This is a genomic window from Nostoc sp. CALU 546 (genome assembly GCF_048836525.1).
Map to the genome: position 1 here is coordinate 25,028 of NZ_JAWJTF010000023.1, position 16,951 is coordinate 41,978.

A 16,951-nucleotide genomic window follows, 5' to 3' on the forward strand; every position below is an offset into this window, starting at 1 on the left:
ATCATGAAGGTGAGGGTTCCTCTGCGCCCGTTACTGAAAAATGGTCGCATGAGGCGATTGTTTCAAGGTCAAATATGCGACCTGTAAGAAGGGAAAAATTGAATCGAGCGGCGAATTCAGGGGAGAATCCGGGTTTTGACTTTTTGCAAGAGTGCTGGAGTGACGATCCGGCGAAAGCAGATTGTGATTAAAAGCTGGTAGCGAAGTTTCCGCAGTGGGAGGTTGCGATCGTGGATGGTATGCTGATTGAGTGGAATGACTTTAATTAAATGGAAACCATCAACGTTCCGCATCAAAGACAACGCTTACTTTTGGGCAGTAAAGTCATATCGTTTTAGAAAACAAACTAGCCAGTCTACTCATGGATGCACAGGCAATGAATTATCTCCAGCAAACACATACTGCTGTCTGGAATGAAAAAGACCGTACAACGCGTGACGCATTGATGCAAACCATCTATGCAGACGATATAAAAATGTATGACAAGGATTTTATCCTTACCGACATTAGCGCCGTTTCTGACTTTATCGACAAGCTATTTGCGGACGATGCTAATTTCAATTTTGTGGCAACAAAACCGATGGAAAGTACGCAAAATGGGGCTCGGCTATTCTGGGATATTCGCACCGATCCCCAGCCAAATGTCTTAACCGGCATGGATTTTTTTGTCATAGAAAATGGAAAAGTAGCCCATCTGTTTGTTTTTATGGATGCTCAATTATTATCTTTGTGACCTTCTGTCATCTAAAGTTTTGGCGAGTAGCACCATAACAGTAATTGGAGCAAGGAAGACTCTAAGAGGTTATTTGAAAAGTCATCTAACCTATGTTTGACTACTCTGGCTAGGCGTTGTTGCATGAATAGAGAAAAATGGTAAATTTTACTTATTCCTTCCTACCTCTACTAATCCCCTCCTAGTTTCTTAGTTGGACTATGAAGACGAAAGCCAAAACTAACTACAGAGTCCGTAACTGGCAGGAATATGATGCGGCGCTCAAGCAGCGAGGGAGCCTGACTTTCTGGGTGAGTGAAGAAGTAATCGAACAGTGGCGCAACGAAAAGAAAACAGGACGGAAAGGAGCCTCCAACTATTACAGTGACGTGGCGATCGCTACGATGGGAACTGTACAATCGGTATTTAACTTAGCAGGGCGGCAGACGGAAGGATTTCTAGAATCACTGTTTATCTTGATGGGAATTGAGTTGAAGGTACCAGATCACTCCACCCTATGCCGTCGTTTGAGCAATTTATCGGTGGAACTGCCCGTAATCCCAAAGGATGACGCAATCCATGTTGTAGTGGATTCAACTGGGGTAAAAGTGTATGGTGAAGGAGAATGGAAAGTTCGCACACATGGGGTAGGTAAACGACGGACGTGGCGGAAGTTGCATCTGGGAGTTGATCAAGGAAGCGGAGAGATTTTGGCTGCGGTGGTGACTACTAATGATGTAGCTGATTGCGAGGTACTACCCGACTTGTTGGAGCAGATTGACTCCAATATTGAACAAGTATCTGGTGATGGCGGTTATGACACAAACAAAAGTTACGACACAATCACTCAACGCCAAGCCAAAGCAGTGATTCCACCTCGCAGTAACGCTCAGATTCAACAGCCTCATAACTCTGAACTGCCTCCACATCAAAGAGATGAAAATTTGCGTCGGATACATCAAATTGGTCGCCAGCAATGGAAGCAAGAAAGTAGATATCATCGACGTTCTTTGTCTGAAACAGCTATGTTTCGACTAAAAATTATTTTTGGGGGTAAGCTAAGACGACGCTTTTTTGACAATCAAGCTGTTGAGTTATTTCTGCAATGTGCTGCACTTAATCGCATGATTCAGTTAGGCAAGCCAGATAGCTACAAAGTGGAAAAATAATTACTAACTCTGCTAAGAGTTGGTGTGCCTTTTTTCTGTTTCATGCAACAAAGCCCTCTGGCTATCCTAGAAGTTGAACGAGATAATGGGGGTTCTGGAATTCGCGTTCGCTTGCTTCTGTGAGTTGCATTTAAGGCCCAATCTGACACTTTTCAAACAACCTCTAAGTCCCACTATTTGGTTGAACTTATACAATCCCTGAGCTTAAACCAGTTGAATATCTAAATTAGTTTGAAAACCAATAGGCTTATTTTCTAGAATGGCAAATCTAGACTCTTGGAAGAATAAAGAACCATTTAGGGGATCATAACTGAAGTCACTAAGGTCAGTAGCACCAAACCCTGCTTGAGAAACTTGAATTTTGTCACCTTGAACAGCCTTGAAGTCTTTGATAATATCAACACCTTCTAATACGTTTGTAAAAACAAATTTATCTGCACCTAGTCCGCCAGTGAGAGTATCTGCACCTAACCCACCAGCGAGTGTATCGTTCCCGCTCTTACCAGAAAGTGTATCGTTTCCGCCATTGCCAAATAATACATTATTTTGCCTATCTCCAACAATGGTGTCACTTTGATTTGTACCTTTAACATTATCAAAGTTGATAAATGTGAATTCAACTGTGCCTATGTTAGGAACATTATTAATTACGAAACTTTGACTTTCAAGGTTAACATTAACTGATGCATCTCCAACTAAAAAGGGTGCTGAAGGAGCAATTGAGGCATCTATAGTGTTATTTGCAACGCTAGCATCAACAACAAGATTTTCAAAATTACCAAGTAAATCTCTACCTAGTCCACCACCTTTTTGAAGAGTTCCATCAATGAAGATAGTAGAGCTTACACCTATTTTGCTGTAATCAGCCGTATCAGTACCAGATCCTCCATTCAAGGTATCGTTGCCTGCACTACCTCTAATAATGTCATTGCCGCCGCTACCAGATAATTGATTATCAGCAGCATCACCAGTAATAGTGTCCTTTTGATTTGTACCAATTACATTCACAAAATTTTTCACACTGACTATTATTGGTGGCGAACCCACAACTCTTATTTCTAGTTTTTCTTTGGATAAATCAGCTACTATCGATACATTTGTACTGTCAGTAGTTGCATCAATAATATTAGTCTGTCCTCTAGCACCAATAACAGTTTCAAAGAAATCTCTAAACGTATCAGTTCCAATTACGCCTTTTTGAATCACTACTGGTTGGAGTGTTACAGGTTGTGCTAAGTTACTGTAATCAATGGTATCTCTGCCATCTCCACCAGTAATCGTATCATCCCCTGCACTAGCGATAATTCTGTCATCCCCAGCAGTTCCGATTAAAATATCGTCCCCATCAGTACCTATAATTGTTGCCATAATCTTGCTTTACCTGTTTTTGAGTAACTGCTGTATAGTAACCTGTTATCGGCTGTATTGTTCTTGAAAAAATATTGCAGAATATAGCAATTAACTAAGATTTCCCCGCAGACATTCTGCTCCTGGAGCAACCACGACGTATGTAGAAACTCATGCGTTGCTGCGAATTTGGGGCAGAATCCGAGGTTTGATTTCTTGAAGTAATGTTGATGTTGGAATGATAATCCGGCACTGGTGATAATGATCAAGAAATTGTTGGCGAAATATCCGCAGTGGGGTGTTGTGATTGTGGATGGGGAATTGGTTGATTGGAATGAGTAGCGATGTCTGCGACGGACTACGCCTACGCTTTCAACTACTTGCATATTGCAGCACTCGTTCCCATTAAAAGCGCCACGCCTTCGTTTTTGACCGCTATTGATCATCCCGCTACACCGCAAAGCGGTGTAGCGGGAGTCTTCTAGCTTATAGTATATAAAACTACGCGAACAGAATATGTATAGTAATTTTGAACACATTAAAAGCCATACGAGTAAACGGTCGCAATGAAACAATTGATATTTGTATTAGGAGTAGGAATTTTACTTATACCTGTGAAGGTAACTTGCGGTTCTCCTGGTGCAGCCTGCGCTCAACCACCACTTCCTGGAACCAATAGTCAAGTTAGATATTACTACGAATATGAACCACTGGGTGTAATGCTAGTAGAGTTAGTGATTCGGAAAAACTTGCCGTTTTATTACTCCAGTGGAACTGAGGATGTGTACTGAGTTAAAAATATTATTGGTTAACCCTAAGCCTTGTTTCGGGGTGGTTATTTTGTATTGGTGGGTAAAATTAATGATGTGATTTTCGCCTGTGTAATAAATAGTTAGCAAAAAATGCAGTACATAGTTTTGGCAGTTTATTTTTTTATTCTGGCAATGATGGTGATAACGCCATTTGCAATACCTTTTCTGTTAAGGCGGAAGGGTTATGTTACTAGTTTGCTATTAAGCAGTTTTCTATCTTTGATGACGTGCGTTCTTCTAGTTACTTTGTTGGCATATTTACCAGATTTATATGCCGAGATGCGGCTTGATTATCTGGGTTTTGATTTTAATGGCTGGTCAGACGAAGACCGACTCAGAAATATTGCTCCAGAATTCAGAGACGAAGCAATAAAACTTTATCGATCGATAATGGGTATTGGGTGGACTTTGAAAGCTATTACTGGGGCAGTTTTGCTCATTCCTTATCAAATTGTTGCTTCTGGCTTAGTTTTCATGGTGAGTCAGTCGAAAAAACATGGCAGTTAGCACCTAACCATACCTGAAAGTGGACGCAAGGGTGGTGGCTGTTACGCTAATAATTTCTTTCAGTAAATGCAAGACAATAGAACTCTTGCAAAAGTGTTTTGTGATATAATAAAAAATTTGGCAATTTACGATTATGACTTTGAGGAGCAGTGAAAATAGAGAAAGCTAAACACCTGACTGCGAAAAAATTTAAGCGCATGACTGGAGTAAGTCGTCAAACCTTTGAGTTAATGGTTGAGGTAGTTAAAGCTGATGAAAAAAAGAAAAAAAAGCCAGGTCGCCGCCCTAAACTAATTATTGAAGACCAAGTTTTAATGGTTATTCAATATTGGAGGGAATACCGCACTTATTATCATATTGGGTTAGACTTTGGGCTTTCGGAATCTGCGGTTTGTCGAATAGTTTTTAAAATTGAAAATATTTTAATTAAGTCAAGAAAGTTTAGTTTACCGGGTAAAAAACAATTATGGAAAATGTCCTCTGAAGAAAATGTAGTTGTAATGGATGTCACGGAAAGTCCAATTGAAAGACCTCATACCGGACAAAAAAGATTTTTTAGCGGTAAGCAAGGAGAACATACTTTAAAAACGCAGGTAGTTATCCACCAAAACACTAGTCAGGTCATCTGTTTAGCGCATGGTTTGGGGAGAATCCATGATTTTAGGCTATTTAAAAATAGCGGGATAAAATTTGGAGAATTACTCAAGGTCATCGCAGATAAAGGCTATCAAGGAATTAATAAAATTCATCAATTGAGTAAAACACCGATTAAAAAACCAAAAGGAAAGAAGTTGACGAAAGAACAGAAAAAATATAATCGAGAACTCAATCGATTAAGAATTACTGTTGAACACGTAAATCGTCGTCTGAAGATATTTAAAATTTTGTCTGATAGATATCGAAACCGTCACCGACGTTTTGGCTTAAGGTCTAATTTAATTGCGGGGATTTATAATCACGAATTAGCACTATAAGTGGACTAAAAAATCAAATTAATTAAATTAATTCAGTTATTAACTAATAACTGAAACTTTGTTAGCTGCCATTTTTTTAGCTAGCGATCGCTGGCTTATACTCAATCAAAAAGCTTGGTATGCTAATGATATTTTCACCTAATTCTCTGATTTGCTCTTCCCAATGTTTAATATATTTAATTCTTTGAATTGGGTCATAAAATTGGGCATCTGGTAACACAATTGGATAAATTCGGTCATAAAATCCACCATTCTTAGCAATTTGCACCAATTCAAACATACAGTTTGGTGATTTTAAATACTTATCACTAATCACAGCAATGACACATTTCCCGCGCCCAATCTTTTCCATGAAAGCTTTGATTAGTCCTTTGTAACCCAAGTCTTGTTTATCTCGAATGATGGCAATACCTTTGGATTGTAAAACTTCGTACAAGTGATTGACATAGGTTTCACTATCTCCACCCCAAGCATAGGAAATGAAGATTTCTTTCTCATATTTGAGTTTTCCCCCTTCTTGTTCTAGCTCCTTCTGTAACTGTTCTTGATTATCTTCCTGTTTGCTGTGAGGAAAATCAGTAGCTTGCAACTGTTGTTCAATTGCATCCAACTTGTCAACAAGTTCCTTCAGTGTGCGTTCCTCTGACTGAAGCTGGTGTTCGTATTGAAACTTGCGGGATACATCTGTTTCAATAACCAAGGCTGTTCGCAGATTTGCAACTTTCTGGCTTTGAAGGGTGTAGGCTTTTTCGAGTGAGTCTTTTTCAGAGAGCGATCGCTGCCGTTGATTCTGCGATAGGACTGAATTAACTGATATCGCCCCGTCTGCTGCCCAAGGTGAATGTTGTCCCAGCCAATTCGCCCAGCGTTTACTGTGTCAGCGTCAATCAACCCACCGCCAAACTGTGAATTTCGTAAGTCGTTGTTGACTTGCTTTGGGTCTTGTGAATCGGACATGGGTTAGTTTTGGCAGTTTTAAGTAGGTCTGTTTTCAATGTTACCAGCTTTGTAAGTCAGCAATACTGCTATCTTTCTCTACAATTAATTTCTGAGCTTTTCGTTCTGGCAGAGCTTCTAGCTGATTAGAAGTAGCAAAATACTCTGCACTCAGTTGGGATTTATCGGATGGCGTTGGCGATCGCTGGTCATCGCACTATCTTGAACCTCGAAGGGCTGAACATAAAGTTAGTACAATTAAATGGGACTGAAATTCAAATTTATGCGAATTAATCGTTTAACCTATGAACCTTCAATCCGTATTGGTATCCTTGGTGCTGGATGTACTGGTTTAACGGCTGCCGAAGAATTACGTGATCTTGGATATAAAAATATCACTATCATTGATGTCAAAAATCGCGTAGGTGGTAAAACATATTCAATTAGATACGCAGACCCAAGTCTTCAAACCCGTGGTATTTACGAGGGTGGAACTGCTTCACAAGCGTATTGAATTAAAAGTTAAATACTGTCCTGATATTGCCCATAAAAATGTCTCTATTGACATCATTATGGTTTGGCTGAGTGAGATATATAATACCAGGTATGATAGTGATATTTTCTGTTAAAGGATATTGATAAAAAGCTTCAAAGTGTAAACCTGTTCCCGGATCTTCGCGGCTATTAATTGTATTATTAGTGACTTTAGGTGGCATTCCAAATCCAATCCCACCCACGGCTTTATCTTTAAATAAATCAGGAAAAGCCAGATTCACTGCATAGTTGATAATATTTGCATTACCATTCACACCGTCAACTCGTTCTGCATTCATGTAGCCAATCCAACTACTTACAGCCATCTTGGGGGTTATTCTCCAGAGTGCTTGGACACCATAGGCGTTCACCATTAATGGTATGCCTGCACCAAAAGGAATGTTTGCAAAATCACTACCTGTGCGATGTAGCAAATTGCCATCAGGAACATAGCTGCGAATATAAGTTAATCCAAATTCTGTATTTGGTGAAGGTTTGAAGGAAAATTGTGCTAAAGCACTATAGTTTCCCCCAAACAATCCTTCAATTCCAGTTTCGGCGTTTTCTGCTAAATAACCTATATCCAAACGAATAGTTCTGTTGTTGTAAACTGCTGCTAAACCCGCTGGACTCATAAATCCAATACGGTAAATAGGGTTACGTTCCGAAAAGCGAGAAGGAGAACCTTTTGCACCGCCAAAACTGGCAAAATCGGGGTTAACAACTGTTGCATAGTAATGGTGAGATGCAGCATTTCCATAAAGATAGAAGTTGAGGTTTTCAGCAACAGGAAAGCGATATTCTAGTAAATTTAAATTAAGGCTACTGTCACTATTCCCAACTTCAAATGATTGGCGCGTCATATTAGTAGCAGAAGCACCGTTAAAATTAGGTACTCTATTTGCAGATTGAAGACGTACAAGCAATCTATCTTGACCTGTAAAACTGCTAATTAAGTTTAAACGAGTCCGATAATTTAAAGCTAAATTTGAATCGATACTAGTTTCCGGGTCTGCATCAGCACTGTCTCCAGTTATACCACTAGCTAAAACTACAACGGAAGTGCTTACTTTAGTTGTGGTAGAAAACTGTTGCGATCGCAATACAGCACTATTTACCTCTAAATTTTCTACTCTGTTTTCAATAGTGGCTAACTCTGTAGCAAACTCATATTCTAATTTTTCAATAGTTGTAACATCTTCTGGTGCAATTTGTGAAAGCTGGCTGCCAAACTGTTGACTAATTGTACTGATGCAAGTACTCAGCCCCGCAGCAAACTCATAGCGAGTCATGACTCGATTTCCTCGAAAAAGATGATCGGGGTATCCAGTGATACAACTATACTTTTCAACTAATGATTGTAGGGACACAAAAGCCCAATCTGTAAATTGTACATCAGAGAATTGGGAAACTGGCGTAATTGTCACGGTTTCTTGCAAAACTTCAAATGCTTTCACTGGCTGAAAAACCGCAAGTGTAACACTTAAAATAAAGGAATTTACAGCCAAAAAGCTCTTTAACACTCACTCACAATTAAATTATTTTTTTGTTTTCGTCAAGATTTTCTCAAATTATATAACTTGTTGCATCTATCAAAAAGAATAGCTTTTAACGGATGTTTTACTAATTTTAATATCTCGTTTGTTAGATGCGACTTTTTAGAATTTTATGTAATCTAACTCACTAAAAGCCCCTTTTTGGCTGATTGGTTCCATTGCGGTTACTAAATTATGTTTGATTCGGGCCGATTTGAACAAAAGCAACATTATCACTTCTTACTTGAGGTTTCATGAAATTAATCAAAAAATCGAGGCACTTTTTAATTGGATGTGCTTTGATATTAAGTATTACTCAAACCGCTAATTCACAACAGCCAGAAAAACAAAAAATTGAGCGAGTGGAGGGTTACTTAGCAACACCACAAAAAATTGAATTTCAGGAATCTCTTTTGCAACAGTTGCAATTACCTCCTGGATTTGAAATTAGTGTATTTGCGAAAGACTTAGGTAATCCTCGTAACTTAGCGATCGCTCCTAATGGTACAGTCTACGTTACTCGTCGTGAACAAGGTGATGTCATTGCGCTTTTAGGTACCAACCAAGATGGACGAGCTAAGGAAATACGTACCGTAGCTAAGGGTTTAAAATTTGTTAACGGTATCACAATTCATCGAAATAGGCTTTACTTTGTCACCAATACGCATCTATATGCTGTGGACTTGCGATCGGACGGTACAGAGGGCAAATTGGAAACTCTCATTTCTGATTTACCCGATGCTGGACAGCACCCGAACCGTACCATTGCCTTTGGGCCTGATGGGATGCTTTACATTTCCGTAGGTAGTACCTGTAACGCTTGTGATGAACCAAATCCAGAACACGCCACACTTTTACAGGCGCAACCAAACGGCAGTAATCGCTCCATCTATGCAAAAGGTTTACGAAATACTATTGGTTTTGCTTGGCATCCCCAAACACGCGAACTTTGGGGGTTAGATCACGGTTCCGATTGGCGAGGAAATGACCAGCCGCCAGAAGAGTTGAACCGCATTGTAAAAGATGGGAACTATGGTTGGCCTTTTTGTTGGGGTGATAGGCGTCCTGATGTATACTTATCTGCTGAACCTGAAGGAGCAACTAAAAAAGAGTACTGTGCCAAAACTCAACCGCCAGTGCTAACTTACACAGCCCACAGTGCGCCTTTAGCAATGGCGTTTTATACTGCCAAACAATTTCCCCAAGAGTATCAAGGTGATGTTTTTGCAACTATGCGGGGTTCTTGGAACCGCAATCCACCTGTGGGGTACAAAGTTGTGCGGATTCGTTACGAAAATGGCAAACCTGTGAAATTTGAAGATTTTGTGACTGGCTTTTTGACTAAAGACAGAACTGCACAGTTTGGTAGACCTGTTGGTTTAGCGATCTCACCAGATGGTTCGCTGCTATTTACTGATGATACCAATGGAGTGATTTATCGTGTTTCCCACACTGCTAAATAGAGTAATCATCTGACCTTAGCAAACTTGGGTTTAAGACTCCCATCAAATTAAAAATTTGGTGGCTTTTATTCAGGAGGGGTCTGAATACCCAATAGAGGTAATATCGTGTCCGGTTGAAGACTTATAATTTAGACCGGAGTTCTTGCTGGGGGAGAGTTCAAATACCAAGTTTTTTCCCCTCTGCTTCTTCTTCACCTGAAGCTTGTGAGAAATGCAGGTATAGCAGTCTCAGTAGATTAGAGATAGAGACTCCTTAAGTAAAATTAAGCATTTTCTACTAAATACTAGCTTTTTACCCTATTCAGCCTTGATTTGAGCGTTTAAAACCAATTTATCGCTTGAATTGATTTGCTGATTAATCACGGTTTCACAACAGTTACACCCTCGCTATGTCGAATCGGGAGTGATTGAGGCAGACGCACCGAATCACTGGCAGCAGATTGTCACTTTTGCTGATGGCGAGAGGTTGTTGATCAACAATGCTGATGGGAGCAACGCGATTTTGTGAAGTCGGATCAAAATCAAGCGATCGCAGTTTTGGCTAAATGCAGAGATTGGGCATACAGTCAGGCGGTTCTGGGACAAAGTTGGCAAAAACAATGAGTCCTTAAAATTCCTTTAAGGTTTCCCGTAAGATTTTTTAACCTCTTGTCAGTAGTGTAAGAGTTATAGTATTCCAACTTACCTTGTCAACTCCGAGCTTGTGTATAAGTAATTTTGGCAGTTTTTACGAGAAATGCTGTCAACTCTGCTTTTAACAAAGGTATTGAACCCTCAAATAAAATCGAAAACTACCATGAACAAACAATCATTGAGCTACAAAGCCTCAATTATTCCTTTATTAGGTGCAATAATAGTCACCAACGGATTTTTCTCCAAAGTATCGGCGCAAAATATTTCTGCTCCAGAGACTACTGATTCTGTTGCAGTCACTGTCAAAAACCAAGAGTTTCCACAGTGGGGATATTACATGGTGCGAAGAGATTTTCGCAGATGTGCTTCTCCAATATGCGGTGGATATTTTATAAAGCAAGTCAACTTGAAAGCTACTCCTTGCTTAGATGGTGTTTTTCGCTCCGAATGCTATGTGTCTGCAATTGATTGGAGTTCCCTGAAAGTCTCGCCTTCCGAACTAATAAAAATTCAAAATGATGATGGTAGCCGTGTGATTCTCAGAGGTAACATCGTTCCAGTAACATTTTCTGGATTCGGTGAGTTTGGGAATTTGAGAGTAAAAGAAGCCTTCTATGCTGCGACAAATGCCCCAGCAAAAGGTACTTTTGTGGCACTAAAAGACAATGGCATTCGTTGCATCACAACTCCTTGCTTCTCCACAGATAATCTGGTTCTAAATAAACCTAAGACTGCTCAAGTTTCGTCAATTGATTTGAGTCAAACCGGTGCAACACAAAAACAACTTGACGCAGCAACAAACGAAATTTTTGATCAAGGTTTGATTGCTGTAGGTAAAACTGAGGTAGTAGAAAACGTAGATCCAACCAAGAGAGATACTAAGTTTGTGGCTACACAATTTTATTTGAGAGTGGAAGCGAACTAAAGAAATAAGGTTATCTTTGCCACTGGCTCATCCTAAAACTGTGCGATAAGCGAAGCTTAAGCCTTCGGCTATCGCCTATCTCAAAGAAGCGTTACACACTTGCAAGGGAATCAAGTCAACGGAAGCCGTGTTTGTGGCAGCTTACAATGAAGGGAGGAAGCGGGAGGCACAATAGGCCAAGTCTACTGTGATGGCGCTGTTTCGCCCACCGTAGATGTTCGCTCCCTTTGAGTGGGCGAGGTGGCAAAGGATTGTGATTACACTGATCTGGGGAAACAGTGTACACACCCCCAGGTGAGGCAGTGGAATTGCAAGAGATGATGCGACAATATCTGATGTGCGCGAGACTGCCACTTTTTCAGCGATTACAAAGCATCCGTGCGATGTATAGATTCAATCAACTCCTCAACTTCTTCTTCGTCCAGACATTGTTTCACTTGGGTGGTGAACCACTCAAATTCTTCCGGTTCTGTGTCCGTGACTCGGTAGACCAGTAATGTTCCTGCAACACGGGTAAGAGTAAGAGGTGATGGAGAAACGTGGCTCAGTAGATCGCACGCATTCTGGTATATTTCCATGACTGATAATTCGGACAAAGGAGATCCTAACTGAGCAGAAAGCTGTTTTAGATTCTCCTGAATAGATGAATGGAAGTCTGGATCTTCGGGTTGGGAAAGAGGGTTACTCATAATTGTCCTTCAAATGCCATTGGATTGGAACTGAAAGCAATGGACTTGGAAACTCAGCAACGAGACGATTAGACGATTACGTACATCATACCCCCACTTGGAAGCTGCGCCATTCCATCACCTTTGCCTGGGGGACTCTAACTCAGGGTAGTTCAATCTACTCATTACGCCATGCAATAGGATTCTACTGTTCTTGTAAGGCTCGAATCAAAATGGCATTCAAGACTATTTTGTATGGCGTTAACGTGCCAGAAAAGATTGACTCAACCAATATCCAATTGTCGCAAATATAATTATTGATGTTACAGGTATAAACCATACCCCTAAATTGGGATTTTCTGTAGTCGCTAGATGGAATATTTGCCATTCAATGTAAACAAATATCCAAACCATCTCACTTTTTAACCAATCCAACATTGAACAAGCAATTTGATACTGCTGCAAAGCATTTTGTTTGGTAATTACAACTGGATAATTAAATGTATTGGGATAACGACTAATAAATGTTAAAAGTCCATAAATTGCTAAACCGACAATTGGTAACAACCACAGAACTTTTTTATTCCCCCAACCATCGGCTTGTCCATCAAATCCAAAGTGGACAGGTATAGTATCCGGTAATCTTGACCAAGCGTGAATAGCGATGCCGAATAATCCCACAAGTCCTACCAGTGCGCTCAAGTTTAGCATCTGTGCCGAATCGAATCCAGGAATTACAATATCAGGTCTAGCATAAATAATGCCAAATAAAGTTGGCTTAATCGAGAAGAGTTTGGGCTTGCCGTTTAATACCCAGATCCCCTTGTCTAAAGTATTACCCTGCAATGTAGTTAACTTGATGATACCTCAACGATATTTTGGGCAAAGCTTTTATAAGCATCGCCCATTTGTTTAGCTATCGAGTCAGGAAAGACATGAAAATCCCCAGCTTTGAGAGCTTTTATTATCCCGTCTGCCACAAGTGTTGGTGGCTGTGCAACCTCACTCATTCCTGCCGCATCGCCCATATCCGTGGCAATCGGGCCAGGGTGAACACTTAGTACTAGCGTACCCTGCTCACTCAATAGTTCTCGTAATGCCTGGGTGATTGAATAGGCCGCAGCTTTCGAGGCACAGTAAGTAGCAGAGTCGGGGAAACCCTTGAGCGAAGCAACAGAATTGATTTGGGCAAAGACACCACCTCCATTGGCTTTGAGTACTGGGGCAAACGCCTGAGCCATGTAGATCAATCCATATACATTGATCTTCATCTGAAATTCGAGTGAGGCGATCGCATTCTCAGCTAAGGGAGTTCCAGCTTGAAAGACTCCTGCATTATTGATGACAATTTGCACATCTGGGGCAGCCTGAGCAGCAGCAACAATAGATTGGGGATCAGCTAAATCAACTTGAATTGGTACTACCCGTAAGCCGTATTGTTCAACCAATGAGGAGACACTGTTGATCTGACGAACAGCCGCATAGACTTTGGTGGCTCCGTGTTCAATAAACGACTCAACTATCGCCTTGCCGATGCCGCGATTTGCGCCCGTAACCAAAATGGTTTTGTCTTTGATGTCGTAGTTCATTTAGATTTCTCCTTATGGTTTTCCATGATCTGAAAAACCTTGGACATGAGCGTTCTTAAGCGTTATTGTTGTGAATACTAGCACCTATTTTGTCTATATTAACCGTTTTTGCCTTTCTACCCTGCATTAATTAAACTTTTACTAAATAGGGAATTTTTAAAGTCATAAGTCGCTTTACCTGCCAACATTCTCATAATTTCATTTAAAATTGTAGTTCCAGAAAGTTACAAAAGTGCGCTAAGTATTAGTAATATTTATTAATTAAATGATTATCAATCTTCAATAATAGTTATAGGATAAAGAAAATAGTAAAAACAGATTAAGTTAAATGGTCGTTATGGTTATGAGAAAGTTATCAGAAGTTGAAAGATTTGATGAGCGTCGTTCAGCTTCTAAAGAGAGAAGCCAAATTTATGAGGATGTTCTAATTGTCGGTCAGCCAGTACAAATCTCTTTAAAAAAATTAGCTCCTCCTCAAACTAAACTTGTAATTTTAAACACTAGTGGAGAAGTTGAACTATTTACTAGTACCGACCAAATAGTTTCTACGCAAACCCCTCTTTCTCTCGAACAATTTCCAGAAATTAATCTCTTGTCAAGAACTTTTAGCGATCAAATCAAAGACCGTTCTTTGCAAATCAGCTTTCAAGATAATAATGATCGTCAGCTAAGTCTTGTACAACTGAAGTTAACTGTTGTTCGGGTTTGTCTAGATGTTGATGCAGACAGGGATGGAGTTATTGAAGAAGATAATCCCCAGAAAGCTGATTGGAAGTGGGGCATTAATGGTCATGGTGCAGTTTTATTAGTGAATAGCGATCGCGACATTGTTTATTCTAATCAAGAAGATGATGACACAGAAAGGTTAATAAAAGGTCTGCTCGATCTGAAAGATTTTAGCTTTATGACTGTTCGGAAAACTGGTTTGAGAGATTTACCCTCTGGATACGAGCTTTATTTATCAGTTAATAAAGACATAGCCAAAAAGATTCGCATCTATGATGAATTAGAGAGAGATGGTTATGAGTTAATTGGCCCAGGAAGAACAAGAGCAAAAATTAGGGATACCGACCGAGATATTCTCTTAGCTATTGAGGGACTAAGTTATCCTGATTTTGATTTTCCTGGCATAGTTGAGATTACTTTAAGTCTAGTAAAAGATGAAAAATCTTTCTACAGCGATCAAGTTATCTTCAGAGTCGCACCTTGGATTATGACTCCGAATACTTTATCTCCGATCGCAGTCTTTGTTTCTCGCTTATCAAATGGAGTTAACAAGGAATTTATTGAGGAACTGAGAAAAGTTGTTGGAAAAGCGAACGCGCAGCTAGATATTATTCCTTTTGAATTTCATCAGGATGACCGTTGGATGCAAGACGAGATTGAGATTGGTTATACTCAAGCTCCAGGACATCTAATGTACGTGGTGTTTGATTCTCCTCGCGATCGAGGATTAGTTGACTTCCCCAAAACCAAACTTTTAGGCATTGACTTTGGTTATGTAACCCGCAAAAGCCGCTATGAGGCTACAAAATTAGACTCTTTTGGCAATTTAGAAGTTTCTCCACCAGTAACCGTTAAAGGCGTTCATTATCCCTTTGGTCGTCTGATTTTTGGAGGAACTCGCAAAGAAATTATCCCACAGCCGCGTCGAATGTTAAAGGTGTTACGAGATTTTCTTTACGCTCAAGAAATTCAAGCACCTTTTGAAATCTTTTCTGATTGGTTGAGTGTGGGACATATTGATGAGTTTATGACTTTTGTTCCTGCTCCTACCTCTAAAGGTTTTAAACTACTTTTAGCTAGTACTGACCAATTTTATAACATTCTTAAACGTTTACGAGAACAAGGTCATGCTCATGTATTATTACGGCAAGGAAAACGATTTTCTAGTGGAGCAGCTGATATTAGTGTATCAGATGTCCTAGATGATGAAAAATTAAATGAGCAGAATCATCGCTTTCAAGAATACATTAATTGGAATCGAGAGGTTTTAAAACAGGAATTAGATTTAAGCGAAGAAGATATTATCGAACTACCTGCTTTGTTTGAAAATGATAGAGATGGACGAGCAGAAACTTTTTCCCCTAATATGGTCAACATGATAGTTTTAAAGCAGCATCTTGGGATTCCTAAACCTTTTGGCCCTAAGATTAATAATCAATGCCAATTTGAAGCTTATGTTAAAGAAGTTTTAGAACCCTTGGGTTTAGTTTGCCATTTTATCGATGATTGGGAGCCATATTTTCTCGGACGAGGAGAAATTCATTGTGGAACTAATACACGTCGGCAACCTTTTACTGAAAAATGGTGGGAAGTTGAGCCTGCATTTTTAAAATAAGTTTCTTCTTAACTTGAAAAAGTTTTATTCAAGAAACTAATAGTAGGCAGATACATCAATCAGTTACTTTACCTTCTGCCAGACCTCGATTAAAGCCAACAGAATATTACCCAAAGGATGGTCGATTAGCTTTTTAAATGCTTCAGTTCCGTCAGTCAACACTAGGGATGCGATTGCAAAAAAATTAAAAGTGTGGCTAGCTTTTTGCCAGTCACACTCTTGAACCTTATAAATGTCGCCAGAAGTTCTTACTGATAGTCTTGAGACTGACTACCTTAGTTTCTGTTATTGCTTTAGGGGCATGACTAACAGCTACAGCAGCAACTTGTGGTGCAGGTGTTGTTAACAGAGAATTGAGTAATTCCATTTGATAATCAACATCTTCTACTGAGCGATATACCCTGTATGGTTCAATTTGCATACCCAAAGGTGTTGGGACAATCTTTAAATATTGATTTAGGGCATTGATATAAGCAACTGAAAAATTTCTCTGCTCTACATAAGGACGGATAATCTCTAGTAATTCAATCGCTCTGTTGATTTCAGAAATTTCACAATTACTGTCGATTTGTGACTGACTTCTTCTGTAGCCTTTCATCATCTTTTCGGCTACCAGATTGTTGAATTTGCTAACGGCTCTTTGATGATTGGCTAATGTGTGGATTTTCGTTTGCGCCTTATAACCGACTCTGCCCCATTGCACTGTTAAGTTACTATCTTCGACAATGGCCGCCCAGAATTTATTGCTGTTTTGAATTGCGTCAACAAAGACTAAATAGATTTCCATCTTTCTTACCCTGTCAATT

Annotated in this window: 18 protein-coding genes and 1 pseudogene; 11 read left to right on the forward strand and 8 right to left on the reverse strand. The window is 39.7% G+C overall.

All coding sequences use genetic code 11. The annotated features are described in order from the left end of the window. From RRG12_RS13980 to RRG12_RS13990, 3 genes and pseudogenes are all read left to right on the forward strand, one after another. Nucleotides 1–191: pseudogene (locus RRG12_RS13980) on the forward strand (hypothetical protein); the annotation flags it as partial. 170 nt (nucleotides 192–361) lie between these two features. Then, a complete protein-coding gene (locus RRG12_RS13985; protein ID WP_420759716.1) occupies nucleotides 362–733 on the forward strand; it encodes a nuclear transport factor 2 family protein in 372 nt (123 codons plus the stop codon). 200 nt (nucleotides 734–933) lie between these two features. Beyond that, nucleotides 934–1,881: an IS5 family transposase gene (locus RRG12_RS13990; RefSeq protein ID WP_420758163.1), complete on the forward strand. Its 948-nt coding sequence runs from the start codon at nucleotides 934–936 to the stop codon at nucleotides 1,879–1,881. A gap of 204 nt (nucleotides 1,882–2,085) precedes the next feature. Here the strand turns inward: RRG12_RS13990 and RRG12_RS13995 are convergent, their stop codons facing one another. Then, the gene (locus RRG12_RS13995) at nucleotides 2,086–3,249 is read right to left on the reverse strand and encodes a hypothetical protein (RefSeq protein ID WP_420759717.1); all 1,164 of its coding nucleotides are present in this window, start codon (nucleotides 3,247–3,249) and stop codon (nucleotides 2,086–2,088) included. Between the two features lie 323 nt (nucleotides 3,250–3,572). Here RRG12_RS13995 and RRG12_RS14000 point away from each other — a divergent pair, with 323 nt between their 5' ends. The 4 genes from RRG12_RS14000 (at nucleotide 3,573) to RRG12_RS14015 (ending at nucleotide 5,521) form a co-directional block, all read left to right on the forward strand. Beyond that, entirely contained in the window at nucleotides 3,573–3,713 is a 141-nt protein-coding gene (locus RRG12_RS14000; protein WP_420759718.1) for a hypothetical protein, read from the forward strand. Between the two features lie 81 nt (nucleotides 3,714–3,794). Then, complete coding sequence (locus RRG12_RS14005; RefSeq protein ID WP_420759719.1) at nucleotides 3,795–4,019, forward strand: hypothetical protein; 225 nt, start codon at nucleotides 3,795–3,797, stop codon at nucleotides 4,017–4,019. Nucleotides 4,020–4,130: 111 nt separating this feature from the next. After that, nucleotides 4,131–4,547, forward strand: a complete 417-nt coding sequence (locus RRG12_RS14010) for a hypothetical protein (protein WP_420759720.1) — start codon at nucleotides 4,131–4,133, stop codon at nucleotides 4,545–4,547. 149 nt (nucleotides 4,548–4,696) lie between these two features. Further along, on the forward strand, nucleotides 4,697–5,521 hold the full coding sequence (locus tag RRG12_RS14015; RefSeq protein ID WP_420759721.1) for an IS5 family transposase: 825 nt from the start codon (nucleotides 4,697–4,699) through the stop codon (nucleotides 5,519–5,521). Between the two features lie 76 nt (nucleotides 5,522–5,597). On the opposite strand, the gene RRG12_RS14020 is transcribed toward RRG12_RS14015, so the two are convergent. Beyond that, a complete protein-coding gene (locus RRG12_RS14020; protein WP_420759722.1) occupies nucleotides 5,598–6,221 on the reverse strand; it encodes a toll/interleukin-1 receptor domain-containing protein in 624 nt (207 codons plus the stop codon). Further along, nucleotides 6,149–6,478, reverse strand: a complete 330-nt coding sequence (locus RRG12_RS14025) for a hypothetical protein (protein ID WP_420759723.1) — start codon at nucleotides 6,476–6,478, stop codon at nucleotides 6,149–6,151. The genes RRG12_RS14020 and RRG12_RS14025 overlap by 73 nt, the downstream gene beginning before the upstream one ends. A gap of 262 nt (nucleotides 6,479–6,740) precedes the next feature. Here RRG12_RS14025 and RRG12_RS14030 point away from each other — a divergent pair, with 262 nt between their 5' ends. Continuing rightward, entirely contained in the window at nucleotides 6,741–6,971 is a 231-nt protein-coding gene (locus RRG12_RS14030) for an NAD(P)-binding protein (RefSeq protein WP_420759724.1), read from the forward strand. 1 nt (nucleotide 6,972) lies between these two features. Here the strand turns inward: RRG12_RS14030 and RRG12_RS14035 are convergent, their stop codons facing one another. Continuing rightward, the gene (locus RRG12_RS14035; protein WP_420759725.1) at nucleotides 6,973–8,514 is read right to left on the reverse strand and encodes an iron uptake porin; all 1,542 of its coding nucleotides are present in this window, start codon (nucleotides 8,512–8,514) and stop codon (nucleotides 6,973–6,975) included. Nucleotides 8,515–8,780: 266 nt separating this feature from the next. Here RRG12_RS14035 and RRG12_RS14040 point away from each other — a divergent pair, with 266 nt between their 5' ends. Further along, complete coding sequence (locus RRG12_RS14040; protein WP_420759726.1) at nucleotides 8,781–9,989, forward strand: PQQ-dependent sugar dehydrogenase; 1,209 nt, start codon at nucleotides 8,781–8,783, stop codon at nucleotides 9,987–9,989. Between the two features lie 796 nt (nucleotides 9,990–10,785). Further along, on the forward strand, nucleotides 10,786–11,547 hold the full coding sequence (locus tag RRG12_RS14045; protein WP_420759727.1) for a DUF6748 domain-containing protein: 762 nt from the start codon (nucleotides 10,786–10,788) through the stop codon (nucleotides 11,545–11,547). 365 nt (nucleotides 11,548–11,912) lie between these two features. Here RRG12_RS14045 and RRG12_RS14050 read toward each other — a convergent pair whose 3' ends face one another. The 3 genes from RRG12_RS14050 to RRG12_RS14060 form a co-directional block, all read right to left on the reverse strand. Continuing rightward, nucleotides 11,913–12,236 (reverse strand): hypothetical protein, encoded by a 324-nt coding sequence (locus RRG12_RS14050; RefSeq protein WP_094344603.1) that lies wholly within the window; start codon nucleotides 12,234–12,236, stop codon nucleotides 11,913–11,915. Between the two features lie 240 nt (nucleotides 12,237–12,476). Continuing rightward, nucleotides 12,477–13,061, reverse strand: coding sequence for a DUF1648 domain-containing protein (locus RRG12_RS14055; RefSeq protein ID WP_420759728.1), 585 nt, complete (start codon nucleotides 13,059–13,061; stop codon nucleotides 12,477–12,479). A gap of 5 nt (nucleotides 13,062–13,066) precedes the next feature. After that, entirely contained in the window at nucleotides 13,067–13,804 is a 738-nt protein-coding gene (locus RRG12_RS14060; protein ID WP_420759729.1) for an SDR family oxidoreductase, read from the reverse strand. A gap of 343 nt (nucleotides 13,805–14,147) precedes the next feature. Here RRG12_RS14060 and RRG12_RS14065 point away from each other — a divergent pair, with 343 nt between their 5' ends. Further along, nucleotides 14,148–16,145, forward strand: a complete 1,998-nt coding sequence (locus RRG12_RS14065; RefSeq protein ID WP_420759730.1) for a protein-arginine deiminase family protein — start codon at nucleotides 14,148–14,150, stop codon at nucleotides 16,143–16,145. Between the two features lie 226 nt (nucleotides 16,146–16,371). Here the strand turns inward: RRG12_RS14065 and RRG12_RS14070 are convergent, their stop codons facing one another. Then, nucleotides 16,372–16,932 carry a WGR domain-containing protein gene (locus RRG12_RS14070; RefSeq protein ID WP_420759731.1) on the reverse strand — a complete coding sequence of 187 codons (561 nt, stop codon included), beginning with the start codon at nucleotides 16,930–16,932 and terminating at the stop codon, nucleotides 16,372–16,374. Nucleotides 16,933–16,951 lie beyond the last annotated feature (19 nt).